The sequence below is a fragment of the Rufibacter sp. JT3400010 genome (assembly GCF_054956755.1).
On record NZ_JBUDXA010000005.1, the window covers coordinates 138,530 to 165,020 of the forward strand.

Genomic DNA, 26,491 nt, shown 5'->3' on the forward strand with positions numbered 1-26,491 from the left:
CTCTGGGTAACGAATATAGCGGGATAGTTACACTAATTAAGTAGTTGCTAAGTGATTGATATCAAATTAGGATAATAATTATATATTATCAGAGGTATGTTCCATCATAACTTTGTTTTGCTAATCATTTGCAAGGCTGCATATAAAGCTTTTTGCCTTCCCTCTCTTTTTTGGAAGCCAATCATTCTAACACTAATAGGCTTACGCTTAGGCTCAAGCAGCTTGTTTAACCTGAATAGGAAGATATTTATAATTTATTGATTATTGTATTGGGTTGACTTTGAAAACGTTAGATGGAAATAATTAGGAATTGAAGGGCTAGAATGTTTCTTTTCTGGCGAAAGAGCGTATAAAGAGGGATATTCAGTTACTAATCCCCCGCTTTGACAATGAAAAACCTTTTCTCCCTCTCTTTCTTTTCGTTTGCTGCCTTGTTTCTTTTTTCCTGCGAGAAAGAAATAGTAGAACCAACAATCAGCGAAGAATTGTACTTAGACAGCCGCGCTTCTAACTGTTCAAACTTCTCTTACTTCAATAAACAATCTGGCCTGGTACAATTCGGTCAAGCAAGAAGCGAAATGCTGTTGATCGGCTTTCAGGAAGGCATGTCTTTGAAAGCCCGTCAGAAGGCGTTAGGTAAATTCCCGCAGTTCAGCTCCATAGATGGTGAAATCGCCATGGATTCTGGGGTAATCACCAGAATAAAGCTGCGTTCGGGTTCATCCTGTGCAGACATAGAGAAGCTGTTGGGCAGGTTAAAGAAGGAGCCTACCGTTTCTTTCGCGCATCCGTTCTTCGGGGAGGACCCTACTAACCCGGAGGTTATGTGGCAAGGTTTAACCAATGAGTTCATGGTTTCCATTGAAGGCCGAGGCACCTATGCGCAACTGAAGCAGGTAATGGCGTTGACCAGAACCAAACTGGTGATGTCTTTTGACGAAAATATCCACGTGCTAAGCGCCGATAAAAACTCCATCGGGAATATCCTTGAAGTTCTCACCATCTTCAACATACACCCAGCCATTGCCGTGGCCGAGCCCAACGTGGTCTACCATTATCCTTCTTCTGACCTGGTAAACCAGTCTGCCAGTGAGAAAACAGCCATTGCGTTAGGATTTGGCTCGTTCAAAGCATTTAAGAAAGTGAAGGCAGATAGAAAGTAACTGACTGTATCCTTTCAGGTCTACGAAACAGCCCAAATCATAGAAATATGACTTGGGCTGTTTCGTTACAAAGTGGCTTTGGGGAAGGTTGGAGGTGAACCGAATAGAAGGAAAATGACTAAATAAACGTATTCAAATTAGCCGTAGTTCTTAGGCAAAATGGGTATGTTTTATGGCGGGTAAAAGCAGGCGGCTTCCTTTTGCCCTCTTTTTTGGAAAACAGGCTTCAAATAGGAGAGTAGCGCAAACAAAAGCGCCTTTAAGATAGGATAAAATCCTTTTTTGGTTAACTTTGCCCGGTATTTAAGACCTTTCCAAACCTACTATAACGGATGAAATTCATTGTATCTTCTACAGCGCTGCTCAAGCAGCTTACTAGCATCAACGGGGTGGTGGCCAACAATCCGGTGGTGCCGATTCTGGAGAACTTCTTGTTCGAGATCCACGACGGTGTTCTGACCATCACGGCAAGTGACCTGGAAACCTCCATGATCACGGAGATACACGTAGAGGCCCGCGAAAACGGCCGTATTGCAGCACCAGCCCGTATCTTGATTGATACCCTGAAAAACCTGCCAGACCAGCCCGTAACCTTCACCATTGACGAGGAAACCTACACCATTGAGATCAGCTCCTCTAACGGCCGTTACAAACTCTCTGGTGAAAACGCCACTGATTTCCCTAAGGTACCCGTGGTGCGCGGAGGCAATGCCATTGAAATACCGTCAAACGTATTGAGCCGGGCTATCAACAAGACCATCTTCGCGGTGAGCAATGATGAGTTGCGCCCTGCAATGACCGGTATTTTTGTGCAACTGAGCAGCGGTAACATCACGTTTGTCGCCACAGACGGACACCGTTTGCTGCGTTACCGCCGCCAAGATGTGAGCAGCGAAAACGCCGCTTCCATCATCATCCCTAAGAAAGCCTTCAACCTGCTTAAATCTACGTTGCCCAACGAGGCCACTGCCGTGAGAGTAGAGTTCAATACTTCTAACGCGTTCTTCAGCTTTGACAACATCAGAATGATCTGCCGCCTCATTGATGAGCGCTACCCAGATTACGAGAATGTGATTCCGGCGCAGAACCCGAACAAACTGGTGATTGACCGTTACGATTTCCTGAGCTCCGTGAAACGGATCTCCATCTACTCCAACAAAACCACCCACCAGGTGCGCTTACGCATTACAGGCAGTGAACTGCAGATTTCTGCCGAGGATCTGGATTTCTCCAATGAAGCAAACGAGCGCCTCACTTGTCAGTACGACGGCGAGGACATGGAAATAGGCTTCAATGCCAAGTTCCTGACTGAAATGTTAAGCAACATTGACTCAGACGAAATTTCCCTGGAACTGTCCACCCCTAACCGTGCCGGTTTGCTAATGCCTTCCACCAACGACGAAGATGAAAGTATCTTAATGTTGGTAATGCCAGTAATGCTCAACAACTACGTGTAAGTTTGCCCACTTCAACTAAAGAAATCCTGTCACGCGAATCCGCCTGACAGGATTTTTGCTTTTATGCCAGGCAGGTGAAGTAAGTAGGGAAGGTGCTTGGTAATAATTATTCTAAAAAGTCATAGCAAGCAGCAAATATTCTTTTGAGGCTCTCGCCTCACGGAAGTTGCAAACTTCCGTCATAGTGGGTCCAAGTCACAGACTTGAACCATGTACAGGTGAAGAAGGCAATGCGAGGTTTCGCTGCGTTGCAGCGAGGGTAGTCAGAGACTACCCATCATCAGTAGGCACGAGTCTAGAGACTCGCGCCAGCGGGTAAAGAAAGACACGCATATCCGTTACCAGCCTTTCGCTTGAGCGCCTAGAGTTCGACGACCTGTGAGCGTTAGCGAAGCAGGTGAGGAGAAATCACAGCGCGAAGGCGGAAGGCGGGGCCTCGCGGCCGTGAGCGCTTATCGCCAAAGATGAAACAATACAGCTCCTGAACCAACGCAATAAGCGGACAAGCCAAGGAAACAGCATAAGGCATGCACCAACCCTTCACAAAAAGAACATTCAACCAACGTTACTATTCTTTCTCTAGAAGTCAAAGAGTAGAAAATGCCTTAAAGCACAATTCTTAAAAAGAGCCTCAAGAAAGGACATTAGAAGAAAAGCCATTCCACCAACCCTAAGAACTGCGAAAAACATTTTACCTTTGTTGTTTAGTAACCTGCGCCGAAGCGCAAAACCCATGAAACAAATGAAAAAATCAGAGATACACTTCAGCATTGCCTTAGATGATCAGCGCGTTCCCGAAGCCATCAGCTGGACCGCTACAGATGCGGGCAACGACATTCACTTTGCCAAAGCCATCAACATCTCGCTTTGGGACCGCAATGAAGCTGGTACAATGATATTCCCACTTTGGACTAAAGATATGCCGGTAGATGAGATGAAGTACTTCTACATTGATACTATCGGGTCTATGGCTCAAAGCATTGAAACCGCCACCAATGACAAACTGATGGCCGAGAAGATGCGCAGCCTGTGCCAGGAACTCATGCAGCACGTAGAGGAGCAGCAGAAGCGCAATGCAGCGCAAAACCCGCAATAGATTTCCTACCCCCTCAAACAAAAAGAGCCGCTATGAAGCGGCTCTTTTTGTTTGCAGAAGAATTACTACTATTTGTTTTTAGGCGAAGCTTCTTTGATAACGGCAGTCTCTGGCTTCGGGAAAGTACGTTTGGTATCGGTTTTATCCTGAGCTATTAGGGTTTTAGCCGCTTTGCCGTTTTCTTTTCTTAATTGCAGGGCATATTCCTGGTCAAAGTTGTTAAAGGTTTTACGGGCACCATAATATTGAGAGTACTGGGCGGTGCTTAAAAGTCCTTCCAGGGCTACGTCACGCTCTTTACAAACACCATTGATACATTTCTCCAGTTCAGCGGGGTTGTTGGCGTGTTTCGCCTCAAAATCAACCATTTTCTGGGCGTTGGCTAGATTAAGTTCTCTTATCTTCCGGGACTGAAAGTTGTTCAGTTGCAGTTCTCTGATCATCTTGTCAGATAGGTGGTTGGCGCGTTGTTCGGCAGTGCTTCCGCTTTGCGCGAAAGAAGCAAAGCTAACAGAGAGAACAAGGGCTAAGGTATACACTAATCTTTTCATGGTCGTTCAGTTTTGAGAGTTACTACACAATTCCTGTGCCATCTATCTTAGAACAAAACCGATAGCAAAAAAGTTGGTTCCTTGCTAAAATGAACGTGCTGCTTATCAGTTTGTTTCCCTAAAACCTGCTTAAAACGGCCTGAGAAGAAAGTTCTTGATGTACTCCAAATGCAGTGTAGGTATTATGCAAAAAGCACTAAATCAGCGTTAAACTAGTGGTTTAGAACTTGTTTTTCCACATCATAGACTCCACGGGGTAGACGGATCGCTGGTTGTATTTAGCGTTGCTCTTCTGGTTGTAGTAGTTCTCAATGCCACCGTTCACCACAAAATAAATCAACTGCCCAATGGGCATGTTGTGGTACACCCGTACTTTCTGGCTCACTGAAATCTCCAGTGTCCAGTGGTTACAGAAGCCTACATCTCCTTTACCGGCAGTGGCGTGAATGTCAATGCCTAACCGGCCAACGCTGGACTTCCCTTCCAGAAAAGGTACGTGGGCGTGCGTCTCGGTATATTCTTCCGTTACCCCTAAATACAAACGCCCTGGTTCCAGCACATAACCTTCCTCCGGAATCTCAAATACTTCTATCTGGTTGTGTTTGCGGGCATCCAGCACCTCGTCTTTGTAGAAAGCCAGGTACTTACCCAAATGCACGTCATAAGAGTTAGTGCCCAGACAGGTACGATCATAGGGTTCAATCAGAATAGTGCCTTTTTCTATCTCTTCCAGTATCTGAAGGTCGGTGAGGATCATGCGGACGGGTAGCTAAATTTAAAGATGCAAGGTACGCGTAAATTCCGGTTCTTGCCACGGGTAGACATGGGGAGAACCGGATTTTGAGCTTGTTCAAACCAAAATAAACCAAAAACGCACGGCATCTCTTCTGTAGAAGGATACCGTGCGTTTTTGGTTTATTTTTTAGAATACAGGTTAAACAGCTTCGTTAAGGCTGAGCTTTTTTGCCTTTCTTCTGGCTTTTCTGTATGGGTTGAGAAGCAAATTTTCTGATTAACTCACGGCTCTTAAGACCTGATGGTTTTAAATCGCTGTCTTTCCACTGACCGGTAGAGGCCGCCGAGGGAAGAAGTACTGAACAGGTTTCGTTTTTGTCTGAAACTGACCAGGTCACCCAACTGATTTTGTGTTTTTCGGCCCAATTGATCCATTTGTTCCATTCTTCTTCGTTCAACGGGCCATCACCCGTAGCTTCCATGCCCGCCGATTCTGAGATGAAGAGCGGAAGGCCTTTGCTTAAAGCGTAATCGCCACGGTTGCGTAATTCCTGCTTATGGGTAGCGGCGTAGAAGTGTAGGGTGTACATGAGGTTCTTCGCCCCTTTGATAGGATCATCAGCGGCCAGATGCACGTCCTGGTCCCATTTAGGAGTACCCACCAGAATAAGATTGTCGGGGTCAATGGCCCTGATGGTGGAGATGAGCTCTTCAGAGTAAGCTTTCACCTGCGGCCAGGTTTCATAATCGGGCTCGTTGAAGATTTCGTAGATCACATGCGGGTTCTTGCCGTACGTTTTGGCCATTTCAGTGAAGAAAGCTTTTGCCTCGGGCAGATTGATGCTGTGGCTGTGCCAATCAATAATCACGTAGATGTTTTCCTTGATGGCACCGTCTACCACAGCCTTCACCTTCTCTTTAGACCAATCGGGCTTTTGCAGGTAACCGCCATTCGTTTCAATACCCATGGCAGCCCGCACCACATTTATTTTCCAGTCTTTCTTGAGCCAGCTCACGGTTTCAGTAGTATAGAAACGCGGCCAGAAGTTGTGCCACCCAAAGCTCATGCCCCTGAGTACCACCGCCTGCCCGGCTTTGTCTACCAGTTGCGTGCCTTCCACGCGTAAGGCCCCGTGTTCTTTTACCGCTTGGGCGGATGCTGTTAAACTGCTTCCCACTAAAAGCAGGGCAGGAATTATCTTCTTAAGCGACATAGATGTAAATGAGATGAAGTTCAAAGAAAGAAAATTACCGCAGGCAAAGCATAACACATCTTTAGCAATTCTTTGACCAATTTAGTACAGCCCACGGCTTGGTGAGTGGTATGATCACTTTACTTCTTTTCAATTATATTCCAGCTATCGGTACGGAAGGGAACAGCCGGTAAGCCTTCCTTATTTATTAAGTTACACTCCGGGTTATCAGCCCAGGCATATCGTACTGCCACAGGATTTTTTACTTTTTCTGAGCTGACAATCACGGTATTCCCATCCAACGTTGCATTGGCCCAATAGTACTTCTGGTCACTTCCGGCAATGGCAAAACCTTTTATAGGAGCATTTCCTCTGGTGGCTAATCCTGTACCTGTTTCAGTGAATTGAATCTTTATTTGGCTGCCCTCTATCTGATGACTCTGGTACATGGGGCCGTAAGCCTGCACTGGCTTGTTGTAGACTACTTTTTTAGCCACCAAGGCCAATCTTCGGCCTACCTCTTGCTTGTTTTTAGGGTGAATATTTTCTGCTTCTCCAAGGTCAATGATAGAAGCCATGCCGGTGTTGGGCTGGGCTAACGTCATGGTCTGGGCTTCCCGGAGGGCTGCCCATTCACTTTCTGACGGCTCAGGCTGGGTTTTCATGTAGTTGGCCAATTGCACGAACAGAAATGGAAAGTAGCCCTGCTGCCACCTGATGCGCCAATCACTGATTAACAGGGGAAACAAGGTGCGGTAGTCATAGGGAGCAGATACATTGTTTTCGCCCTGGTACCAAATCACTCCCTTTATGCCATAGGGAATGATAGGGTTTAGCATGGCATTGTAGAGGTAAGTAGGGTATTGGTGGTAATTCTTGATGGTAGGAATGGTTGGTTCCAGGTCTTTCTGGTATTTCCATGAGCCCGCTATACTTATTTTGGAGGTGCCATCAGTGATATACATTTCCTCGGCAGGAGGGTTAAAGCCGCCGCCACTCCATAGGAATGCCATTCTTACCGCAATGACATTTTTCCCCTGCTTTACTAATTTAGCCGGAATAGAGAAATGGTGCGTTGGGTTGGCATTCCAGACGTTTTTAGCAATCTCTTTCCCATTGAAGTACAAGGAATAGTTCATCTCGGGATGACCGAGGTGGATTATTATCTCCTTGCCCGCCATATTCGAGGGAATGGTGATCGATTTCCGCAGCCAAACCATGCCTTCGTAACTAGGCATATTCAGGTCCTTGAGGGTGGCAGGCATGGTCAGTACCGGCCATTTTGAATCATTAAACCTGGGGTTGGGAATGGTCTTATCCATTTTGTTATGCGGTTTGTACACGATTTCCCAAAAACGCACCAAATCTAGGCTGTCTTTGATAAAGTGCTTGGCCGTCACGGAATCATTCTGAAGAACCTTGCTGTGCGTGATGGGGGAGGTAAGCAATTGTTCCCGGCTAGTCCAGGCCTCCACCGGTGTGCCTCCCCAGGTTGACTGTAGAATGCCAATGGGTACGTTCATGTCAGCTTGTAACTCTCTAGCAAAAAAATAGGCAATCGCCGAAGCTTCTTTTACGGTAACTGAATTCAGCGCTTTCCAGGAGCCTGCAATGACATCTTTCTGCGGGCTAATTTTCTTGTCATGGGGCACATTGAAATACCGGATATCCGGATAATTAGCATTTTTTATCTCCGTTTCGGCATTCATGGCTTGCTGTACCTGCCACTCCATGTTAGACTGCCCAGAGGCCAACCACACATCGCCAATCAGTACTTCTTTGAAGGTGATGACCGGCTGAGTTTGGTTTCCTTCATACACCTTCAGGAGGTGCGGACCTCCGGCTTGCATTTGAGGCATGTGCAGACTCCAGGTACTATCATGTCCGGTAACGGTTTGCACCCGATTGCCACCCAATTCAACTGCTATCTGGTTTCCAGGAGTAGATGTTCCCCATACGGGAATATCCAATCCTCTTTGCAGGACCATGTTGTCACTGAATACTTTTGGTAAACGCACCTGCCCGAATACTAAAGTATGAGCAGCAATTAGGATAATAGTAACAGCTATTTGTACTAAGAATGGATGGTGTAACCACCTTGTTTTTTCCTTTATAATTTTCATTTCATATATCGAAAAAAGAAGACTTACTTTTTGCCTTTTTTGTCTGGGTATAAAAGGCGAAGCGCATTAAAGATGGCTTGATGGGTTACCGTGGCATGATCTTCTTGCGGCAAATAGTCATAATAGACCGTTATATTTTTGTTTTTAGTTTGAAGTTTCTCTACCAATAGGTTGGCGTCTACTTCCATGACATGGGGTATATCACTGGGTGAAAGTCCTTCTTTTCCCACACCTATGTAGATGTCTGTTTTCTGTGGAAAGTCTTCAGATAGGAGGGGAGAGGTTTGATTCAGGATTGAGCCATTGTCCCACCAAATACTGGGGCTAATAATGATGTACTTGTTGAAAAGAGTAGGTTTCTTCAATAAGAGTTCGGTTACAAAAAGCCCGGCTAAAGATTGCCCGATAATCGTTTTGGAATCTCTGGTGTTATACTTTCTCTCTATGAAAGGCTGAAGTTCCTTCTCAAGGAAGGTCATGAATTTATCTGAATGACCGCTAGTAGGGTATCTTTTTTGGTCTTTTTCAAGGGTGGTAGGGTACGTGAAATCCCTTCTTCGGTCAACGTTGGCAATGCCCACTATAATAGATTTGGGAACCCGGTCAATCCATGGGAAGTTATTGAACTGGAAGAGTCCCACCACATGGATGAAATCTTCATCAGCGGAGCCGTCCAGTAAATAAACTACCGGGTATTTTGTAGTGTCATTTTTATTATAACCATCCGGTAAGTAGATGTTTAGAATCCTTTTTTCTCCTAACTCTTTAGACTGAATTTCATCAATTATCCCTAGCACAAAAGGTTTGCTGTTATCCGTTTGCTTTACTTTTTTGTTTTGGGCAAAGGACGTTGTTGTCAGGAAAAGCAGGAAATAAACCGGAAGTATAATTCGCATGTTAGGTCATCTTTTGTGGAATTCGATTTAAAATATTGCGTTACATTTTAAATTTACTCACAGCAAATCTAACATCTCCTGCTCAATCCGTTTAGGGCGCATGGTTTGTGCGTCAATCAAACACCAGGTAGTTTTGGCCGCGGCCAGTAACTCCTGAGTTCCAGCCCGATATAAACTCACGAAGCGCTCAAACTTAGCGCCCTGGTGCTCACCTACCCAGGTATAGCCGGTAATGGTGTCTTCTTGAAAAGCAGGTTTGTGAAAGTCAATTTCGTGCCGAAGCACTACCCACAGGTACTTATCCTGCATCTGAGGCGGTGCTACGTGAGCCCAATGCGCAGCAGAAACGTCCTGCACCCAGCGTAGGTACACCACATTGTTCACATGACCCAGCGCATCAATGTCATCTTGCGTTACCTTTATGTCTATGTTGAATTTGCTTAAATGGGCTTGCGTCATGACAGTGGGGAAAGTAGGATGGAAGTATTCAAGGATAAAAGAAGAATCGGGTTTAGGGCACTTTTTCAGAAAAGTAACCCGAAAACAGAGAAAATTGTGTCGCAGAATTTTCCGTCATGCACCTTAAAAGCCTTCCTCTTTTGTTCTGTCAAATCTCTCCAGTAATAACGGAAATACAAATTGAAAACTTCCCTGCTACTGCTAATATAAAGCAATAGGAATAATGCTAATATGAAGAAACTAAAAGTTGGACATATTTGAAAGATGAGTAGCTGATTAGTTTTGAGTGAAGCCAGTATTTTCTGTGCAGTTACAACTGTGCACGGCAGATCGGAATTCGTCTTAAGCTATTTTTATGAAATAATGCCTGCTTTCTTTTTCCAATCTCATTAGAAGCCTACGTTTAAACTAAGGGAGAAAGTGCGGGGTTTTGGATATTGTGCGTAGTCAACTCCGTAAGCTACTTCCGGGTCTTGGCCAGAATAGCTAGTGAGAACGAAGGCATTCTGTACAGTAGCGTTTAGTTTAAGAGACATAGTCTCTTGCAGAATTTGTCCAAAATCATAGCCCAAGCTTAGGTACTCCATCCGGAGGAAAGAGGCGTTTTGGACGTAGTAGCTAGATTTATCCTGAAACGCTGTGAAGTTGGTGTTCAGCACATCGGAAGAAAGATTTTCCAGCCGGGAGGAATTGTAGATCATGTTATAAAAGCCGTACCGAGCCGCTTCCAGGTTGTAGTTATAAGCGCCTAGTTCAGCTCTTGCCAACCAAGCCAGACTCCATTTCTGGTACCTGAACTGCGAGGTGAAACCAATAAGGCTTTTGGGACGGGCACTATGGTACGGTTTCAGATCAGCAGTGTTAAGGTATCCGTCTTTGTTGAGGTCTTCGTACTGGTTTTCAGTTGGTACTCCATTTGCGTATTTCTGCTCAAAAACCAGATAGGATTGAACAGCGCTGCCGAGTGCATTGGTATAGCTCTGCAAATTACGAAAAGGGTTAGGTGCCAACTTTCCCGCAAAAGTACCGGGGGAAATAGCCTTGATTTCATTGATAGAGTAGGAGGCGTTCAGGCCAATAAACCAATCTGCTTTCTCCATTTCTAATGCCTTAAAATGTAAAGAAATTTCTGCTCCTTTTGTTTGTACCTCTCCATCATTCACAAGCACAGATGATTGCCCATTGTAGAAAGTTGATTTATTTACTAGAAGATCTTGGGTGGTACGATGAAAGAAGTCCAACCCTCCGGTTAAGCGGTTGCCAGCTATGCCAAAGTCTACACCCAGGTTGAAGTTCTTGGTGCTTTCCCAGGTTAGGCTGGGATTGGGAATGAAGTAGTTGCCAAAATTATCAATGGTAATGCTTGTGAAAGCAGGTGTGTTTCCTTGAACCCCGTAACTGACCCTAAGTTTTAGATCAGAAAAGAGGCTTTGGTTTTGCAGAAAAGCTTCTCTTGAAAGGAGCCAACTCAGACCAATGGCTTTTGAGGTAAATGCCCTGTTCTCCTCCGCAAAGGCTAGACTTTCATCTCGCCGGAAGGAGGCAGAAAGAAAGTAACATTCTTTGACCCCATACTGCAAGCGGCCGAAGTAAGCTTTAGAGGTATTTTCCAGCCCATACCTAAAGTAACTTACCACGTCTCCTTGTGCACGGGCAGAGGTATTATTGGAACCTTCTTCCTTTAATGTCTGGGCAGAATAACCCGCCAGAACTTCCAACTGACTATCTAAACGCTCCAAATTTTCTGAATAGGAGAGATAGTATTCGTTCAATCTGGTTTTTCTGGTTTGGCCAGAGGTAGTTACCAACTCATTAGCCCCTCTGGGTACTGCATGTAGCGTGGGGTAATTTGTTCTGTTCCCTTTAGAGCGGTCATAGCCCAAGTTGATATGAGCCGTTAGCGCCGGGAAGAAATGAAACTGGTAAGCAATATGGGCATTTCCGAAGTTTATTTCGGTGTCATGCGTACCCACGGACCGTTCCAGCAATCCCACGGGGTTAAGCGGAGCATAACTTACCGGAGCTCCTTCGGGGTTTCTGTACTCAAAGAGCTGGCCGTTGGCAGCGTACACGGGTTGTGTTGGGTCCATCCGAAGGGTTGCGTTAACAAGGTTTGGGTCAACAGAACGAGCCTCGCCTGAAGCACTCTTCACACTAAGCTGAATCTTCAAATGATCTTTAAACAAAGACGGATTCAGCATGATCGCGCCTGATTTACGTTTAAAATCTGTGTTGGTGAGAATACCGTTCTGGTGCAGGTACCCTAAGGAAACCCGATAGGGCAGAAAACCAAGGGTGCCGCCCAAACTTAGGTTTTGGTTTTGGCTTACCGAATTTTCATAGATTTCCTCCTGCCAGTCTGTGCTGGCAGAACCCAAGGCATTTTTTTGTTCCTGCGCACCTCGCTGGTTTACCACCTGCCTGAATTCATCGGCAGATAGAACCGCAACTTTTCTGGGTAAGGTGGAAATAGCCACCTGCGTCTGAAAATCTACCTGTAGCTTTTTGCTAGCATTGCCTTTTTTAGTTTCAATGAGCAAAACTCCGTTCACACCTTTGGAGCCGAAGATTCCGGTTGCGGCAGCGTCTTTCAGGAAGGTAACAGAGACAATGTCATACGGGTTGATCAAACTTAAGGGAGAAGACTGTAACGGAGCGCTCTCCAACTCCAGCAGCACACCGTCCAGCACAATGAGAGGTGCTGTTTCCCCAGCCAACGTAGCTGTTCTTTGGAGTTGTAAGAGATAGTTTGCACCCGGAGCCCCGGTCAGCGCCGTCATTTGTACCCCTGAAAGTTGCCCTGTGATGAGTTGCTCCGGAGATACCACCCAGCCTTGGTTGAATTGGTTGGAAGATACTGTTTCCATTGCGCCCGTACTTTGCCGCCGCTGCTGTGTTCCATAACCTATCTGGATGGTGTCTGAGGAAGCAGGCGGAGAAGTTTGCTGTGCTGCTGAGAGCAAAGGGAAACAAACCGAAGAAAATGAGAATACTGCTGCAGAAAGGAAGTTCTTTCCGCTAAAGCCTAAGCGCAGAGGGGTTGGCATAGAGTTATTGAAGACAACAAAGTATATAGCAAAATACAATATTGTCTTCAAATTAGAAGAAAACCATGACTCTATATTAAAGCCGGTTTTAAATATCCATCAGCGGGTTTAAGTGACTTTTAGGCTTTTTTGTTCTTCTCCCATAGCGTTTCCTAGAGAGGGCCTAACCTTAGTACCTCTGTGTTAGAAATATATTTTCTGAAAATAGGCCAAGAAAAGTAGATTAATGCAATACCATCGCCACAATGCAGAAAACGTCAACAATGAGCAGGGGCCAGGTGACATCCTTTTTTTTGCCGGACACCAGCTTCAAAGCCGTCCAGGAGAGAAAACCCCAGATAATGCCTTGGGTGATGGAGTAGGAGAAAGGAATGAGCACCATGGCTAGAAACGCCGGAATGGCCTCATCCAGTTGTTGCCAGTTAATTTTAGTGACCGGCCGCACCATGAACACGCCCACCAGCACTACTGCTGGGGCAGTGGCTATAGCGGGAACCACAGAAAGCAATGGAGCCAGAAACAGAAAGGGAAGAAACAGCAGCGCACCCACTAATGCCGTGAGCCCGGTTCGGCCACCGGCCTCAATGCCCACCGCAGATTCAATGTAAGCTGTGCCGGGGCTAGAACCTACCAAGCCCGCCATGGTAGTGGCAATGGCATCTACCATGAGGGAGCGTTTTACGTTTCGGGGTTCACCGCGCTCGTCCAGCAGATTAGCGGCTTCGGCCAAGCCTACCAAAGTAGAAAGGCTGTCAAACATATCGGTGAACACAAACGCGAAAATCACGGGTACTACTGCCCATTGCAGTGAGTTTACGAGGTCTAATTGGAAAAGAAGGCTGAAATCAGGGGCCGCAAAGATGCCGTTCCAGTTGATTAACGTACCAGATGTTTCGGCTCCTATTCCCCACCAGCGCCCAATTGGGTAAGCTGCCAGGGTGGTAAATAGAATTCCCATCAAAATGCCCCCTTTCACCTGTCTGGTCACCAGCACCGCCGTCACCAGTAAGCCGGCTAGAAAGGTAAGCACCGCCGGAGTCAACGTTCCAATCCCGATGATGGTGGCAGGGTTCGAAACCACAAACTTTGCATTGGAAAACCCAATGAGCGAGATGAACAGCCCAATACCCGCCGCAATGGCGTACCGCAACGGCCGCGGAATGGCCTTGATGATGTACGTCCGGACGTTAAAAGCCGACAGCACCAGAAACACAATGCCCGACCAGAACACTGCTCCCAACGCTACCGGCCAGGGTACTTTCATTCCCAACACGGCCGTGAACGTGAAAAATGCATTGAGACCCATGCCCGGCGCCACCAGAATAGGGTTCTTGGCATAGATGCCCATTAAGAGACTACTGAAGAAACACACCAGCACCGTAGCAGTTAATACCGCTGAAAAAGACATGCCCGCCTGGCTCAGAATGCTGGGGTTCACCACAATAATATAGGAGGTGGCTAGAAAAGAAGAGATACCCGCAATGATTTCGGTTTGGACAGTGGTTCCGTTTTTCTTGAGCTCAAAAAAGGAAGTCATAAGTAAGGGACATGGGTAAGAAAGCATTTAATATACGAGGATAGGCAATGTTTCTCCAAGAAGTGAAAGAATGTTCTATCTGGTCGTTATCTAGGGAAGGGATTCATTTTATTGATGACTGGAGCCCACCTGTTTTAGAGCTTGTTTTTTAAAAAACAAGCTCTAAAACAACATGGACACTTTCTTCTCTTTGTCATCCTGAAAGGATCTTGTGGGCGAACTAGAAAAGCGCTGAAGAAGGGCCATTACCGTTCGCCCACAAGATCCTTTCAGGATGACAAAGAGAGGAGAGGAGCTAGGTATATCTTTTAAATTTCTTATCTTGAATTAGAATCAATAGCCTTCTTTGTTAATGGAAACTTCCAAGAAATCCTTTTTAACTCACCCTACCAAAAAGCAGTTGTGGTTGGTCACTTCAGCGTGGGCATTTAGTTTGGTTATTATAGTTTGTGGCACGACTGATTTTTTCCGGGAGGCATTCGATTTCAAGAGGAACATCATGTTACTCATTCTCGTTTTACTTCCCGCATTTGATGTGTTTACGATGTGGTTCAACTATTTCCGCCGTAAACGGGAAAGTAGGGGTACGTGAGCGAAAAAGGCAAATATAAAGCAGAAGCGGCACCTGAATGAACTCAGGTGCCGCTTCTGCTTTCGAAAGAAATGGTATTCCTTAAGCGCTTATTGCTTGCAATGCATCTAGGTTAGCCGCTAAATAGGCATCAGCTAGTTCATCGGTGATGGCCGCTGAGACGAACAAGGTTTCAAACTGAGAAGGAGCGAGGTAGATGCCGCGTTGTAACATCTCATGGAAGTACTTGCCAAAAACTTGCAGGTCTGAAGTCTTAGCCGAGGCAAAGTCTGTCACGGGTTGTTCCGTAAAGAACACGCTGAACATAGAGCCCACTTGGTTGATGGTGTAATTCAGCCCCAGTTGTTGCATGTTTTGTTTGGTACCGTTCACCAGTTTATCGGTGATGTGCTGCAATAGGGTGTACACTTCCGGGTGCTCGTTCAGGTAAGACAAGGCCGCCATTCCTGCGGACATGGCAATCGGGTTCCCCGATAAGGTTCCCGCCTGGTACACTGGTCCGGCCGGGGCAACGGCATTCATGATGTCTTTTCTTCCTCCGTAGGCACCTACGGGCATGCCGCCGCCAATGATTTTGCCCAGCGTGGTCATGTCTGGGGTGACGCCAAACAGTTCCTGTGCACCGCCTTTGGCTAAGCGGAAACCGGTCATCACTTCGTCAAAAATAAGTACGATGCCTTCTTTGGTACAAAGGTCCCGCAGACCTTGCAAGAAGCCATCGGCGGGAGGCACTAAGCCCATGTTGCCTACTACCGGCTCCAAGATAATGGCCGCAATCTGGGCTGGGTTCGCCTCAATCAACGTCTGAACAGCAGCTAAGTCATTATAAGGAGCCGTGAGCGTGTCATTGGCTACTCCTTTGGTTACACCGGGACTATCGGGAACGCCTAGGGTGATGGCCCCGCTTCCGGCTGCAATCAGGAAAGAGTCGCCGTGGCCGTGGTAGCAGCCTTCAAATTTGATAATTTTGTCTCTTCCGGTATAACCGCGCGCCACTCGTATGGCGGACATAGTCGCCTCGGTTCCCGAGTTCACCATGCGCACCTTTTCCACGCTAGGCACCATGCTGATGATGAGTTCGGCCATTTCAATCTCGCGGCGGGTAGGAGCCCCGAAGGACAAGGAACCCGGCAACGCATCACGCACCGCTTTCTCCACGACTTCATTGGCGTGACCCAAAATCATTGGTCCCCAGGAATTAATTAAATCCAGGTACTGGTTTCCGTCCTCGTCATAGAGGTAAGCACCTTTGGCAGATTTCAGGAACAGCGGCTGACCGCCCACGGCCCTGAACGCCCGCACCGGCGAATTTACCCCGCCCGGAATGGACTGCTGGGCACGTTGAAATAACTCTTGGCTGGTTGTATGGGTAAGTGACATCTTTTTTGAATGAGAGATTGAGAGATTGAATGATGGAGAGAATAAATAACTTGAGGATGAGAATTGACTATTCACTCATTCTCTCCATCATTCAATCTCTCAATAAAGTTAAAGCACCGGATTTACCACCAGTAGCCGTCCGTTTTCCAGTTTCACGATGGGGAGGTACTGGTTGTCCTGGGCTTGTTTTCCGGTGGAGGACTCGTAGCCAATGCCTTGGTAGAAAACACCGGGCTGCACTTCGCTTAATTTTGGAGGGGCTGAAAAGCCTTTTTCCTGTAGTTGGCGGCCGTAGTAGTTCAACAACTCAAAACCTGTATACGTGAAGGCGGAGGGAGGTAGGTTGTAACGGCTGGTGTAAGCGCGTTTGAAACTCTGCACCGATGGGTTCTCTGGGTCAATAAACTTAGGAGCCATGAAATACATCTCCAGGAAATCTAGCTGAGAAAAACCTAACTGCGGATTCTCTAACCAGGCTTGCGGTACCAAAACCGGCACCTTGGAAGCCTTCTGTTCCAGCAAACTCACGGTGCTGGTTGCTACGTTCGCCGCCGAAGATTGCACCACCAGCACGCCCAAGTCTTTCATGTTCACCGTGCCTAAAACACTAGCCACGTTCCCGTTGGTTTTAGAGTTTATTTTATGGGTACTGACGATTTTTCCGCCCAGTGCGGTGTAGGTACGTCTGAAATTTCCGGCAAAAGTGGTGTCGTTTTTCTCGCTGTCATACACCAGAACCGCCGTTTTCTTCGGGAAGGTTTGGTAGGCGTACACCGCGGCTTGTTGGCCCTGGGTAGCCACCGATGTTTCCATCAGGTACAGAAATGGGTTGCCTTTGGCGATGTCGGCATCGTCAGAAAAGGGGTTCACCATATTGAGGTTCCGCTGTTGGGCAATCTTGGCAGCGAAGGCACTGTTGCCTTTGTAGATAGGGCCCACCACTAAATCCATGGTACCCATTTCCGGTAATTCCATCACTTTGCGCACCTGGGCCGTGTCATTGCTGGTGTCATACGGGAACACGTTCACCTGCACGCCCTGCTTCTGCAAAGAATCTCTCGCGGAGAGAATACCGGCGTAGAAATCTGTGATGTACAAATTCTTCTTGTCTACCTTAATGCTTTGGTCAGACACATTGAACGGCAGCAATACCGCTACATTGTACGCCGCTTTCTTGATGTTCTCAGAACGTTGAAGATAGCTTCGGTCCAGGTTAAACTGGCGTACTAGAGTTTCCAGTTGAGTGCGGTCTGCGGCGGTAAACCAGCCGCTTACCAGTTTGTCGGCGTAGGCGCGGGCCAAAGTGGCGTCTTCCGGAAACTGGCGCATGAGGTACTGGAAGGTGGCTTTATCGGTGAGCAGCATCATGTAATGCCGCTTCATGGCCGCTACCTCGTCATCCATGGATTTGTCCTCCACAGAAGCCAATGCTTTGAGAGCCCGCAGGTATTCTTTCTTTTCAAACAGTACTTGCCCGTGCAGGTAGTGGGCATCGGCTAGGCCGCCCCAATTGGTATGCTCCGTGGTGAGTTGGGTGAGCATTTTGTCAGCCTCGGCCCATTTCTTCTGACGGGAAGCCGCTACACTGTACAGGTAAGCCGCATCAGGTGCGTAGTTTTTACCGGATGCAGTGCTTGAAATCGGCTGCAATTCGGCCATGGCCAAGGCATACTTCTGCTGGTCTATCAACAAGCGGCCATTTTGCAGCTTGTTGTTTAAATCAGCATTGGTTTGGGCCTGCACGTTCCAACTCAGCGCAAACCCCGCAACGGCAAGTACTATTCGTTTTTTCATCTTTTTCAGAAAACTGGCTCTAAAACCTATTCCCACTCAATAGTAGCGGGTGGTTTAGAGCTGATATCATAGACAACGCGGTTTACCCCTCTAACCTTGTTAATGATTTCATTGGACACGTCTGCCAGGAACTCATACGGCAAATGGCACCAGTCGGCGGTCATGCCGTCTACGCTGGTCACGGCGCGTAAGGCCACTACGCGTTCGTAGGTACGTTCGTCGCCCATGACGCCCACGCTCTGGATAGGCAGCAACATGGCACCTGCTTGCCACACTTGGTCATATAAACCGGTGCGTTTTAGTGACGAAATGAAGATATGGTCTACTTCCTGCAGGATGTCCACTTTCTCTGGGGTAATATCGCCCAGAATACGGATAGCTAAGCCAGGGCCAGGGAAAGGGTGACGCCCGATGATGGTATCCGCAATGCCCAGGGTCTTACCTACTAAACGAACTTCGTCTTTGAACAGCGTCTTCAGCGGCTCTACCACTTTCAGTTTCATGAAATCTGGTAGTCCGCCCACGTTGTGGTGGGATTTAATGGTAGCCGATGGACCTTTCACCGAAACGGACTCAATCACGTCTGGGTAGATAGTGCCCTGGCCCAGCCATTTAGCATCTTCCACCTGGTGCGATTCCTGGTCAAACACTTCAATGAAGACCCGGCCAATAGCTTTGCGCTTCGCCTCAGGGTCTGTTAAACCTGCTAAGGCGGAGTAGAACTGGTCTTTTGCGTCTACGCCTTTCACGTTCAGCCCCATGTCTTTGTAAGAATGAAGCACGTCTTCAAACTCGTTCTTGCGCAACAAGCCGTTGTCCACAAAAATGCAGTACAGGTTTTTGCCGATAGCCTGGTGAATGAGCATGGCCGCTACCGAAGAGTCAACCCCGCCGGAAAGGCCCAGAATCACTTTGTCATCGCCAATCTGCTCGCGCAGTTCGGCCACGGTGCTTTCAATGAAGATATCTGGCGTCCAGTCCTGCGAACAGCCACTGATGTGCACCACAAAGTTGCGGAGCAGGCGTTTGCCTTCAGAAGAGTGCGTCACCTCTGGGTGGAACTGAATGCCGTAGGTTTCCTGGTCTTTTATTTTGTAAGCCGCAACTTCCACAGAATCTGTGCTGGCGATGATTTCAAAGTTCTCCGGTACTTTTTTGATGGTATCGCCGTGACTCATCCAGACCTGAGAGTCTATGGTGATTTCTTTAAACAGGCGGTTGTGCTGGTCTACGTGGCTGAGTTTGGCCCGGCCGTATTCTCTGATGGTGGAAGCGATGACCTCGCCGCCGTTTTCCTGCGCCATCAACTGCGCGCCGTAGCACACACCCAATACCGGCAAATTCCCTAAAAATGGGGTAATATCTGGATTGGGATAGTTTTCCTCCCGCACCGAAGACGGGCTGCCCGAGAGGATCACGCCCTTCAGATCTGGGGTGATTTCCGGAATTTTATTGAACGGGTGGATTTCACAGTAAACGTTGAGCTCGCGAACGCGACGGGCAATCAGCTGCGTGTACTGGGACCCGAAATCTAGGATGAGAATTTTTTCTGGCATGTGCAAAGGTACACGCCGCAGTTAAAAGTTGAAAGTTAAAAATAAAGAGTTCGCGCCAGCAGGGTGTATAGTAGGGGTAAAGCACTATCTTGCTGTCCTGAGTTAAGTATTAACACTTTGCAGTTTCAGGGGCTCTTTTGTCCACTTCAGGCAAAAAACAGGTCTGATACCACGTTTTAATGAGGTACGTTTGGCAATCTATTTAACCAATAGTTTGAATACAACGGAATTTGTGGCAAGATATTAGCAAAGAGACATATTGTAGATTTAATTTGAACACCAGAACCGCTATACATAGATGAACTATACTTTACTCCCCCAGAAACTAAAATCCTTATTGGGCAGCCTGGCTCTTTCCCTGGCTTTGGTATCCTGTACCTCAGACAAAGACGAAGAACCAGTGATGGTTGCCGGACCCATGGAAGTAAAGTTTTCTTTGGTAGACAGCATCAAGGTGGATCCCTTCTTCCAGAACAGCTATTCAGAGGCCTACGCGAATAACGGTAAAACCTATAAAGTAGAATCGCAGAACAAGGTGGAGGCTTACTTTCTGGAGGAAAATAACTCGGTGATGCTGTACTTCAAGGAAATCTCTAGTGAGACAGAACGGCCTTGGGTGGCACTCACTTTTGAAAATAGAACCGTAAACCAGTTGCCTACCACTTTCTCGGCGAAGGACGCGAACATTGTGTGTGTGGAAAACGGCCAAAATTTCTCTGATGGTTCTGGTGCAATCACCCCGGGTTGCAGCCGGGTATTATACGGCTCGGTTACCTTGCAGTACGACAAAGCCACTGATGTGATTAGCGGCTCCATCTCGCAGCTTAAACTCCCCCTGGAATATTACGTGCCGGAATACTCTTTCCCTAACCGGGAGGGAAACGTGTTGCGTAACAGCGGCTCCAGCCGAAATCTGAACATCAGCTTCAAAAACATGAAGAGAATAAAATAATTGCACCATTTTCTTTCTTATTATTGAGGGAGCCATTGATCTCTAAAGACGTAGAGATCAATGGCTTCTTCCTTTTTTGCTCCGGCAGTTATTTGTTTTTGGCCCATTTCTGCAAAATTAAGCCAGAAACCACTTGCGCTTAATGAAAGCCTTCGTATCTTTGCAACGGCAAATCGGTACGGCCAGCTCCTGCTGAACTCCCCCAGGCCCGGAAGGGAGCAAGGGTAGGTGGTAGAGCGGCGCGATACTCGGTTTGCCGCTTTTTTTTGCCCATACCCCAACGGATTTTCTTCCGGCTTTTTCTCTTCTTAACTTATTTCTATTCCCGTTTTAAGGCTCATTTGATGAAATTGGCCTTAAATTGTTTCTGTCTTCAGTTTCTTTTCCGTCTCTACGCGCAAGTCCTTTTCCAGAAAACTTGTAAAAGCTCACTTAGTTACTTCAAAGGTTTAGCTTGATTTATCACATTCAAAGCACATGGCTAGCTTTACATGAAGGGGAGGGCATTAATTTAATACAATAGACGCATTCACCTCTGAAAACGCTATCCTTATTATATTGGAGTATCTTTGTAGCGAATGGAACTAGCAGAACACCTATTCATTTTGGCTAGGTGTTACAAAGTTTCAAAGGTATCATCAATAAGCTACCCCATTTATCTATTAGAATCAAGGAACTCCCTTACTTCTAAACACAACCTTATAACAGCCCTATGTCTACCCAGAACGAACGTGAGGAAAGCTCTAATGACAAGTTACGTCAGTTGGAGGAAGAAAACCGGGTTCTGCGCTTAGAGAACAGGCAATTACGGACAGACATAGCCGATGCGCTTTTCAAGCTGAAAGAACAGATTGCCATTGAAGAGAGATACGAGGAAAGCCAATCGCGCTTTGAGACCATCTTCAGTCAGTCTAAACTTGGCAATAAAATCATTGCGCCAGACCTGAGGATTATTCAGGTGAATGAGTCTCTGATGAACATGCTGGGCTACTCAGAAGAGGAATTGGTGGGTTCCAAGGTGGTTGACTTTGCCCACCCAGATTTTATCCACCATTGGGTTGATTTGCAGGACAACCTATGGACCAAGAAAATACCATCTTTCCAAATTGAGACCTGCCTTATAAAAAAAGACGGTACAAGCCTTTGGGTGCAGGTCACGTCTATGATTTTCAGGGACAATGGTGCCACCCTGGGCTATACCATTGTAGAGAATATCAAAGAACGCAAAGCGTTGGAACAGAATCTACATAAACTGTACGAAGCCCAGGAAACCATTCTGCACATGGTGGCTCATGACCTGAAAAATCCTATCAATAACATAAGCCTGTTAACAGAATACCTGAAGGAAAACCTGGAGAATTCTAAAGACTTGGTAGTGGAGGAGAAGAAAGAAAGCCTCACGTTTATAGATTTAATCTCAGAAACCTGCAAAAAAGCTTTCGCCATTATCAAGGACTTACTGTTTATAGGAGACATGAACCCTAACGTTCAATTTGAAAAAACAGAACTGAATACTTTTCTCCAGACCGAACTAGCAGCTTTAGGGGTTGATGCTAAAAAGAAAGGCGTGGAAGTAAGTCTCCATCACCCCAACTCTCCGCTTTATGCCAACATCAACACTGAGAAGTTTTCCAGGGTCTTGGAAAACCTGCTTTCTAACGCGGTCAAATTCACCAAACCAGGTGGCAAAGTGAACATTTCCTTAACGGAGCAAGGCAACAAAGCCCTGCTACTCGTGCGGGATAATGGCATTGGGATACCCGAAAAGTTGAAGGCCACCGTATTTGATAAGTTTACAGATGCCAATAGGCGGGGCACTGAAGGAGAATCAACCACTGGTCTGGGGCTCTTTATTGTAAAGCAGATTGTAGATTTACACCACGGGAAAATCTGGATGGAAAGCCAGGAAAACGAGGGAACTTCCTTCTTTATTGAACTGGAGCGTAGCCAAGATTAACTGTTCTTTTAAGGTTGTTTTGGTGAAATAGCCTCAAAACGCTTTCACTAGAAAATACTTCCACTTGGAAATTCTTCTTCTAAACACTTGAACCACTTTCAGGTATCGCCTCAATTTCTTCCCTGCAGGAATGAGTTCCTGAATCAGATTCGACCTGTAAAATACTTCCAAGGTCGGTTCGGTTTTAAAGCAGATTGAACTAGATTTGTGTTTCCAAACAGATTCAACTATGAAATTTTTCATTGATACCGCTAATCTAGCCGAAATACAGGAAGCATACGATTTAGGCGTGTTAGACGGCGTAACCACCAACCCGTCGCTCATGGCCAAAGAAGGCATTGTGGGCTATGACAACGTGATGAAGCACTACAAAGCCATCTGCGAGATTGTGGATGGTGACATCAGTGCCGAGGTGATTGCCACTGACTTTGAGACCATGGTGAAAGAAGGAGAGGAGCTGGCTCAGCTGCACCCTAACATTGTGGTGAAAGTACCTATGACCAAAGACGGCGTTAAAGCCATTAAATACTTCTCAGACAAAGGCATCAAAACCAACTGTACGCTAATCTTCTCAGCGGGTCAGGCCTTGTTAGCCGCCAAAGCCGGAGCTACATACGTTTCGCCGTTCGTGGGCCGTTTAGATGATATCGGGACCGATGGCCTGGATCTGATTGACCAAATAGTGAACATCTTCCAGAACTACGGTTTCCCAACCGAGGTATTGGCGGCATCAGTTCGTCACGTGATGCACCTGGTGAAATGCGCCGAGATTGGCGCCGATGTGGTGACCTGCCCATTGAACGTGATCACCGGCCTTCTGAACCACCCCCTGACCGACAGCGGTCTGGCGAAGTTCCTGGCTGACCACAAGAAAGCGAACGCGTAATTAATTAAGTAAGAATTTAGAATCAGGAAGTAAGATTTGAAAATGGCCCAAAACCATTGCTCATTCTTACTTCCAGATTCCTAATTGATACAAAGTGTACATCATCAAAGTTAAGGGCAAGGCCAAGATTCCGGATTATATTCAGCTGCGCGATGAGAACTTCGTGCTAATTGCCTATTTCCGGGCCGACCGTCCGCTGAAGAACCTGGACCGCTACGGCTTAGACAACAAGGAGGAAGCGTTGGCGGCCGTCATTGCCGGGCTGGAGTTCGGCAAACTTCAGAAATTGGAGATTTAAGCTTGTTTTTGAAAAGCAGGGCCAAAACGCCTGCTTTGTTTTCGGCCGCTGGCCGAGGAAGATTTGATGACCGGTTGCCTTTGGGCAGCGCTTTACCTTTACCCTTACCCGCTATGGAATTCTCGTCTAACCCAGTGGTTTTGCTGCACAAAGTTTCTATTTTTCAGGATGTGAACACCATCTTGACAGATGTAACCTGTACCATTGACAAAGGGGAGTTTGTGTACCTGGTGGGCCGTACCGGAAGCGGCAAAAGCTCGCTGCTCAAAACCCTGTACGCCGATTTACCCCTGAAGATTGGCACCGCGCAAGTGGCGGGTTTCAACATTCATGCGTTAACCTGGCAGCAGGTGCCGTACTTGCGCCGCAAGATTGGCATTGTGTTTCAGGACTTTCAGTTGCTGTTTGACCGCAGTGTAGCCGATAACCTGAAATTCGTGCTCAAAGCCACCGGCTGGACCGACAAATCCCGCATTAAAAACCGTATTTCAGAAGTACTGATGCGCGTGGGGTTAGATGCCGTGGCTAATAAAATGCCGCACCAACTTTCTGGGGGAGAGCAGCAGCGCGTGGTCATTGCCCGGGCGCTTCTCAACGAGCCCCTCATCCTGTTTGCCGATGAACCTACCGGTAACCTGGACCCAGACGTGACCTCGGGCATTATGGACCTGTTCCAGGAAATCAACAACAGCGGCACGGCGGTTTTTATGGCGACCCACAACCACAATATCTTGAAACGGTATCCGCGCCGTATTCTCAAGTGTGAGCAAGGCCGGGTGCTGGACTCCGCGCGTGAAGAGTTTAACCTGGTAGATGGTATCTGAGATTTCCATTCTCATTCCCGTTTACAACCGGCAAGTGCTGCCGCTGGTGGAAGCTTTGCACCAGGAAGCCGCTTCGCTTTCAGCCTCCATTGAGATACGGGTGTATGACGATGGCTCTAACCAACCCACGCGAGACCAGAACAAACCACTACAACACCTTTCCGGCGTCATTTACCAGGAACTGCCCCAAAACGTAGGTAGGTCCCAGATCCGGTATTTGTTGGCGCAGGACGCCCACTTCCCAACTTTACTTTTCCTGGACAATGACGTTCTCCCGGTGCATAGCGATTTTTTGAATAGGTACCTTTCTGTAGCAGTGAGCGGCGTGGCCGTAGGAGGTGTGGCGTACCAAGGCAAAGCGCCAGCGGGCTTGGAACTACGCTGGAAGTACGGCAAAGCGCGGGAGCAGGCTCCTGCCGCCCTTCGGCAAAAAACACCGTACCAGCGCGTGTTCTCCAGTAATCTGCTGGTCTCTAAAGACATCTTTCTGGTCTATTTTCCGCAGAAAGAACTTACCGGCTACGGTCATGAAGACACGCTTTTCGCATGGCGCTTACAGCAGCACCAAATTCCCGTTTTACACCTGGAAAACCCGGTCTGGCATTTAGGCCTGGAGCCCGCCGAAGTCTTTCTGCTCAAAGCCCAGCAAGCGCTTCATAACCTGGTTTTGCTGCACCACCAGTTTGATTTAGGCGAAGGCACCAAACTGTTCAAGGCTTACCGTACACTGAACAAGTGGCGTATGCGAACCCTTCTCCGGGAAAACCGTGAGTGGTTATTCCCGCTGCTAAAACGGAACCTCACCTCCAGAAACCCCAACCTGCGCGTGTTTGATTTGTACCGTTTGCTGCTGCTAGACAAGTACCTGCACAAGTAAACGCGTTTCAGAGTTGTTTTCCCGAAAGGGGGTGGAAAACGGTAGCCATAAAAAAAAGCCCCTCCAACCGGAGAGGCTTTTCACTTGAAAGTTAAAGGCTTAGTTATCGCCTTTGAAAACTTCGCCCACTTTCTGGCCGGCTTTCTTGGCGGTGTTGCCCACAGCTTTTCCCGCATCTTTGGTGGCTTCACCCACTTTGCTATTAGAAATGTCTTTGCCCACTTCTTTCACGTCTGATCCAACGTTTGAAGCCGTGTTCCCGGCTTTGCTGGCGTTTTTCATGGTAATGTATTGGGTTTTCGCCTTGGCAATCTCCCACTTGTCTTTGTCGCTTAACTGGCTTTGAATCGCGTTTTTGCGGTCATCCAGCTGGTTCCAGTATTTCTCTACCGTTCTCCAGTCTTCGTTGCTGAAACCTGCTTTGTTCGCCTGCACGTGCTTCACGAAATCTTCATAGGCAAGTCTGATGTCTGTGGCAGTGTAGGATGGTATTTTGCTTTCGTCATACAAAGACATGTCTACCGTTCCGGCCGCATCCATTCCGGTGCCCTGGTGGTTCATGCGCCAGGTGTTGTACTGCTCTTCGCGGGTAGACCAGGCGGTGTTGTAACGCGACTGTAGTTCATCGTACTCTTTCCGTTGCGCCTCGTCAAAGTCGCCTTCGTACTGGGCAACCGCAGAGCGTTTGGTTTCATAATCGTTTTTCCACTGGGTCATGCGTTGGTCGGCGTCAGCGGCGGTAGAATCCCAGCCCCGCTCCACGTCAGATTCTAACGTGGTCACAAAGTTCTTGTAGTCATCATACGCCTGTTCTTTGGTAGTGGAAGAGGAAGTAGAAGCAGAGGTGTCAGTATTCTCGGTCTTGCTGCAGGCAAACTGCGTGAAAGCCAGCGTAAAGGTGGCAGCATATACCAAGGTGTGTTTCTGAAGGAAGGTTGACATTTTCATAGTTTTACAGGTCAGGTTAAATAAATACGTATTCATTCTGTATAAATACGCACTAGCTGGGTATTTGAACGGGAAGAGGTGAAGAATGTTACAGAACAAATAAATTGGCTACGTTTAGGAGGGATTTATTGACTTTTTCTTATAAAGCGATTGAAAATAACCTAGAGGTG

The 26,491-nt window shown here is 47.2% G+C and carries 22 protein-coding genes and 1 other RNA gene; 11 read left to right on the forward strand and 12 right to left on the reverse strand.

Annotation, left to right across the window (positions count from 1 at the left end):
- The first annotated feature begins 389 nt into the window (after window positions 1-389).
- The 3 genes from ACY0JR_RS06960 to gldC all read left to right on the forward strand — a co-directional run bounded on the left by ACY0JR_RS06960 (window position 390) and on the right by gldC (window position 3,716).
- Window positions 390-1,163 carry a hypothetical protein gene (locus ACY0JR_RS06960; protein WP_462633221.1) on the forward strand — a complete coding sequence of 258 codons (774 nt, stop codon included), beginning with the start codon at window positions 390-392 and terminating at the stop codon, window positions 1,161-1,163.
- Window positions 1,164-1,495: 332 nt separating this feature from the next.
- On the forward strand, window positions 1,496-2,620 hold the full coding sequence (dnaN, locus tag ACY0JR_RS06965; protein ID WP_462633222.1) for a DNA polymerase III subunit beta: 1,125 nt from the start codon (window positions 1,496-1,498) through the stop codon (window positions 2,618-2,620).
- A 733-nt stretch (window positions 2,621-3,353) separates the two neighbouring features.
- Window positions 3,354-3,716: a gliding motility protein GldC gene (gene gldC / locus ACY0JR_RS06970; protein WP_462633223.1), complete on the forward strand. Its 363-nt coding sequence runs from the start codon at window positions 3,354-3,356 to the stop codon at window positions 3,714-3,716.
- A 68-nt stretch (window positions 3,717-3,784) separates the two neighbouring features.
- On the opposite strand, the gene ACY0JR_RS06975 is transcribed toward gldC, so the two are convergent.
- The 7 genes from ACY0JR_RS06975 to ACY0JR_RS07005 form a co-directional block, all read right to left on the reverse strand.
- Window positions 3,785-4,267: a hypothetical protein gene (locus ACY0JR_RS06975; RefSeq protein ID WP_462633224.1), complete on the reverse strand. Its 483-nt coding sequence runs from the start codon at window positions 4,265-4,267 to the stop codon at window positions 3,785-3,787.
- A 220-nt stretch (window positions 4,268-4,487) separates the two neighbouring features.
- Entirely contained in the window at window positions 4,488-5,024 is a 537-nt protein-coding gene (gene dcd / locus ACY0JR_RS06980) for a dCTP deaminase (RefSeq protein WP_462633225.1), read from the reverse strand.
- A gap of 190 nt (window positions 5,025-5,214) precedes the next feature.
- Window positions 5,215-6,216, reverse strand: a complete 1,002-nt coding sequence (locus tag ACY0JR_RS06985) for a glycoside hydrolase family 5 protein (protein ID WP_462633226.1) — start codon at window positions 6,214-6,216, stop codon at window positions 5,215-5,217.
- 119 nt (window positions 6,217-6,335) lie between these two features.
- Complete coding sequence (locus ACY0JR_RS06990) at window positions 6,336-8,183, reverse strand: sialate O-acetylesterase (protein ID WP_462633227.1); 1,848 nt, start codon at window positions 8,181-8,183, stop codon at window positions 6,336-6,338.
- Window positions 8,184-8,341: 158 nt separating this feature from the next.
- Complete coding sequence (locus ACY0JR_RS06995) at window positions 8,342-9,214, reverse strand: alpha/beta hydrolase (RefSeq protein WP_462633228.1); 873 nt, start codon at window positions 9,212-9,214, stop codon at window positions 8,342-8,344.
- A 57-nt stretch (window positions 9,215-9,271) separates the two neighbouring features.
- Window positions 9,272-9,673, reverse strand: a complete 402-nt coding sequence (locus tag ACY0JR_RS07000; protein ID WP_462633229.1) for an acyl-CoA thioesterase — start codon at window positions 9,671-9,673, stop codon at window positions 9,272-9,274.
- Between the two features lie 389 nt (window positions 9,674-10,062).
- Window positions 10,063-12,636 (reverse strand): SusC/RagA family TonB-linked outer membrane protein, encoded by a 2,574-nt coding sequence (locus ACY0JR_RS07005; protein ID WP_462633230.1) that lies wholly within the window; start codon window positions 12,634-12,636, stop codon window positions 10,063-10,065.
- Here ACY0JR_RS07005 and ACY0JR_RS07010 point away from each other — a divergent pair.
- Window positions 12,587-12,832: a hypothetical protein gene (locus tag ACY0JR_RS07010; RefSeq protein ID WP_462633368.1), complete on the forward strand. Its 246-nt coding sequence runs from the start codon at window positions 12,587-12,589 to the stop codon at window positions 12,830-12,832. The genes ACY0JR_RS07005 and ACY0JR_RS07010 overlap by 50 nt on opposite strands.
- A 111-nt stretch (window positions 12,833-12,943) precedes the next feature.
- Here the strand turns inward: ACY0JR_RS07010 and ACY0JR_RS07015 are convergent, their stop codons facing one another.
- The 4 genes from ACY0JR_RS07015 to guaA all read right to left on the reverse strand — a co-directional run bounded on the left by ACY0JR_RS07015 (window position 12,944) and on the right by guaA (window position 19,579).
- Window positions 12,944-14,257, reverse strand: a complete 1,314-nt coding sequence (locus ACY0JR_RS07015; RefSeq protein ID WP_462633231.1) for an NCS2 family permease — start codon at window positions 14,255-14,257, stop codon at window positions 12,944-12,946.
- A gap of 673 nt (window positions 14,258-14,930) precedes the next feature.
- The gene (hemL, locus tag ACY0JR_RS07020; RefSeq protein WP_462633232.1) at window positions 14,931-16,229 is read right to left on the reverse strand and encodes a glutamate-1-semialdehyde 2,1-aminomutase; all 1,299 of its coding nucleotides are present in this window, start codon (window positions 16,227-16,229) and stop codon (window positions 14,931-14,933) included.
- Between the two features lie 108 nt (window positions 16,230-16,337).
- Entirely contained in the window at window positions 16,338-18,023 is a 1,686-nt protein-coding gene (locus tag ACY0JR_RS07025; protein WP_462633233.1) for an ABC transporter substrate-binding protein, read from the reverse strand.
- Window positions 18,024-18,049: 26 nt separating this feature from the next.
- Entirely contained in the window at window positions 18,050-19,579 is a 1,530-nt protein-coding gene (gene guaA / locus ACY0JR_RS07030; protein ID WP_462633234.1) for a glutamine-hydrolyzing GMP synthase, read from the reverse strand.
- A 298-nt stretch (window positions 19,580-19,877) separates the two neighbouring features.
- Here guaA and ACY0JR_RS07035 point away from each other — a divergent pair, with 298 nt between their 5' ends.
- The 7 genes from ACY0JR_RS07035 (at window position 19,878) to ACY0JR_RS07065 (ending at window position 25,373) form a co-directional block, all read left to right on the forward strand.
- The gene (locus ACY0JR_RS07035) at window positions 19,878-20,531 is read left to right on the forward strand and encodes a hypothetical protein (RefSeq protein WP_462633235.1); all 654 of its coding nucleotides are present in this window, start codon (window positions 19,878-19,880) and stop codon (window positions 20,529-20,531) included.
- Between the two features lie 164 nt (window positions 20,532-20,695).
- Window positions 20,696-20,795: signal recognition particle sRNA small type (gene ffs / locus ACY0JR_RS07040), an RNA gene on the forward strand.
- Between the two features lie 448 nt (window positions 20,796-21,243).
- Window positions 21,244-22,488, forward strand: a complete 1,245-nt coding sequence (locus ACY0JR_RS07045; protein ID WP_462633236.1) for a PAS domain-containing sensor histidine kinase — start codon at window positions 21,244-21,246, stop codon at window positions 22,486-22,488.
- Window positions 22,489-22,717: 229 nt separating this feature from the next.
- On the forward strand, window positions 22,718-23,374 hold the full coding sequence (gene fsa, locus ACY0JR_RS07050; RefSeq protein ID WP_462633237.1) for a fructose-6-phosphate aldolase: 657 nt from the start codon (window positions 22,718-22,720) through the stop codon (window positions 23,372-23,374).
- Between the two features lie 94 nt (window positions 23,375-23,468).
- Entirely contained in the window at window positions 23,469-23,672 is a 204-nt protein-coding gene (locus ACY0JR_RS07055; protein ID WP_462633238.1) for a fructose-6-phosphate aldolase, read from the forward strand.
- Window positions 23,673-23,785: 113 nt separating this feature from the next.
- The gene (locus ACY0JR_RS07060; RefSeq protein ID WP_462633366.1) at window positions 23,786-24,496 is read left to right on the forward strand and encodes a cell division ATP-binding protein FtsE; all 711 of its coding nucleotides are present in this window, start codon (window positions 23,786-23,788) and stop codon (window positions 24,494-24,496) included.
- On the forward strand, window positions 24,486-25,373 hold the full coding sequence (locus ACY0JR_RS07065) for a glycosyltransferase family 2 protein (RefSeq protein WP_462633239.1): 888 nt from the start codon (window positions 24,486-24,488) through the stop codon (window positions 25,371-25,373). The genes ACY0JR_RS07060 and ACY0JR_RS07065 overlap by 11 nt, the downstream gene beginning before the upstream one ends.
- A gap of 99 nt (window positions 25,374-25,472) precedes the next feature.
- Here ACY0JR_RS07065 and ACY0JR_RS07070 read toward each other — a convergent pair whose 3' ends face one another.
- Window positions 25,473-26,315: a DUF6565 domain-containing protein gene (locus ACY0JR_RS07070; protein ID WP_462633240.1), complete on the reverse strand. Its 843-nt coding sequence runs from the start codon at window positions 26,313-26,315 to the stop codon at window positions 25,473-25,475.
- Between the last annotated feature and the right edge of the window lie 176 nt (window positions 26,316-26,491).

Coding starts and splice junctions, on each gene's coding strand:
- ACY0JR_RS06960 (WP_462633221.1), top strand. CDS start 390: ATGAAAAACCTTTTCTCCCTCTCTTTCTTTTCGTTTGCTGCCTTGTTT.
- dnaN (WP_462633222.1), top strand. CDS start 1,496: ATGAAATTCATTGTATCTTCTACAGCGCTGCTCAAGCAGCTTACTAGC.
- gldC (WP_462633223.1), top strand. CDS start 3,354: ATGAAACAAATGAAAAAATCAGAGATACACTTCAGCATTGCCTTAGAT.
- ACY0JR_RS06975 (WP_462633224.1), bottom strand. CDS start 4,267: ATGAAAAGATTAGTGTATACCTTAGCCCTTGTTCTCTCTGTTAGCTTT.
- dcd (WP_462633225.1), bottom strand. CDS start 5,024: ATGATCCTCACCGACCTTCAGATACTGGAAGAGATAGAAAAAGGCACT.
- ACY0JR_RS06985 (WP_462633226.1), bottom strand. CDS start 6,216: ATGTCGCTTAAGAAGATAATTCCTGCCCTGCTTTTAGTGGGAAGCAGT.
- ACY0JR_RS06990 (WP_462633227.1), bottom strand. CDS start 8,183: ATGGTCCTGCAAAGAGGATTGGATATTCCCGTATGGGGAACATCTACT.
- ACY0JR_RS06995 (WP_462633228.1), bottom strand. CDS start 9,214: ATGCGAATTATACTTCCGGTTTATTTCCTGCTTTTCCTGACAACAACG.
- ACY0JR_RS07000 (WP_462633229.1), bottom strand. CDS start 9,673: ATGACGCAAGCCCATTTAAGCAAATTCAACATAGACATAAAGGTAACG.
- ACY0JR_RS07010 (WP_462633368.1), top strand. CDS start 12,587: ATGGTGTCTGAGGAAGCAGGCGGAGAAGTTTGCTGTGCTGCTGAGAGC.
- ACY0JR_RS07015 (WP_462633231.1), bottom strand. CDS start 14,257: ATGACTTCCTTTTTTGAGCTCAAGAAAAACGGAACCACTGTCCAAACC.
- hemL (WP_462633232.1), bottom strand. CDS start 16,229: ATGTCACTTACCCATACAACCAGCCAAGAGTTATTTCAACGTGCCCAG.
- ACY0JR_RS07025 (WP_462633233.1), bottom strand. CDS start 18,023: ATGAAAAAACGAATAGTACTTGCCGTTGCGGGGTTTGCGCTGAGTTGG.
- guaA (WP_462633234.1), bottom strand. CDS start 19,579: ATGCCAGAAAAAATTCTCATCCTAGATTTCGGGTCCCAGTACACGCAG.
- ACY0JR_RS07035 (WP_462633235.1), top strand. CDS start 19,878: ATGAACTATACTTTACTCCCCCAGAAACTAAAATCCTTATTGGGCAGC.
- ACY0JR_RS07045 (WP_462633236.1), top strand. CDS start 21,244: ATGTCTACCCAGAACGAACGTGAGGAAAGCTCTAATGACAAGTTACGT.
- fsa (WP_462633237.1), top strand. CDS start 22,718: ATGAAATTTTTCATTGATACCGCTAATCTAGCCGAAATACAGGAAGCA.
- ACY0JR_RS07060 (WP_462633366.1), top strand. CDS start 23,786: ATGGAATTCTCGTCTAACCCAGTGGTTTTGCTGCACAAAGTTTCTATT.
- ACY0JR_RS07065 (WP_462633239.1), top strand. CDS start 24,486: ATGGTATCTGAGATTTCCATTCTCATTCCCGTTTACAACCGGCAAGTG.
- ACY0JR_RS07070 (WP_462633240.1), bottom strand. CDS start 26,315: ATGTCAACCTTCCTTCAGAAACACACCTTGGTATATGCTGCCACCTTT.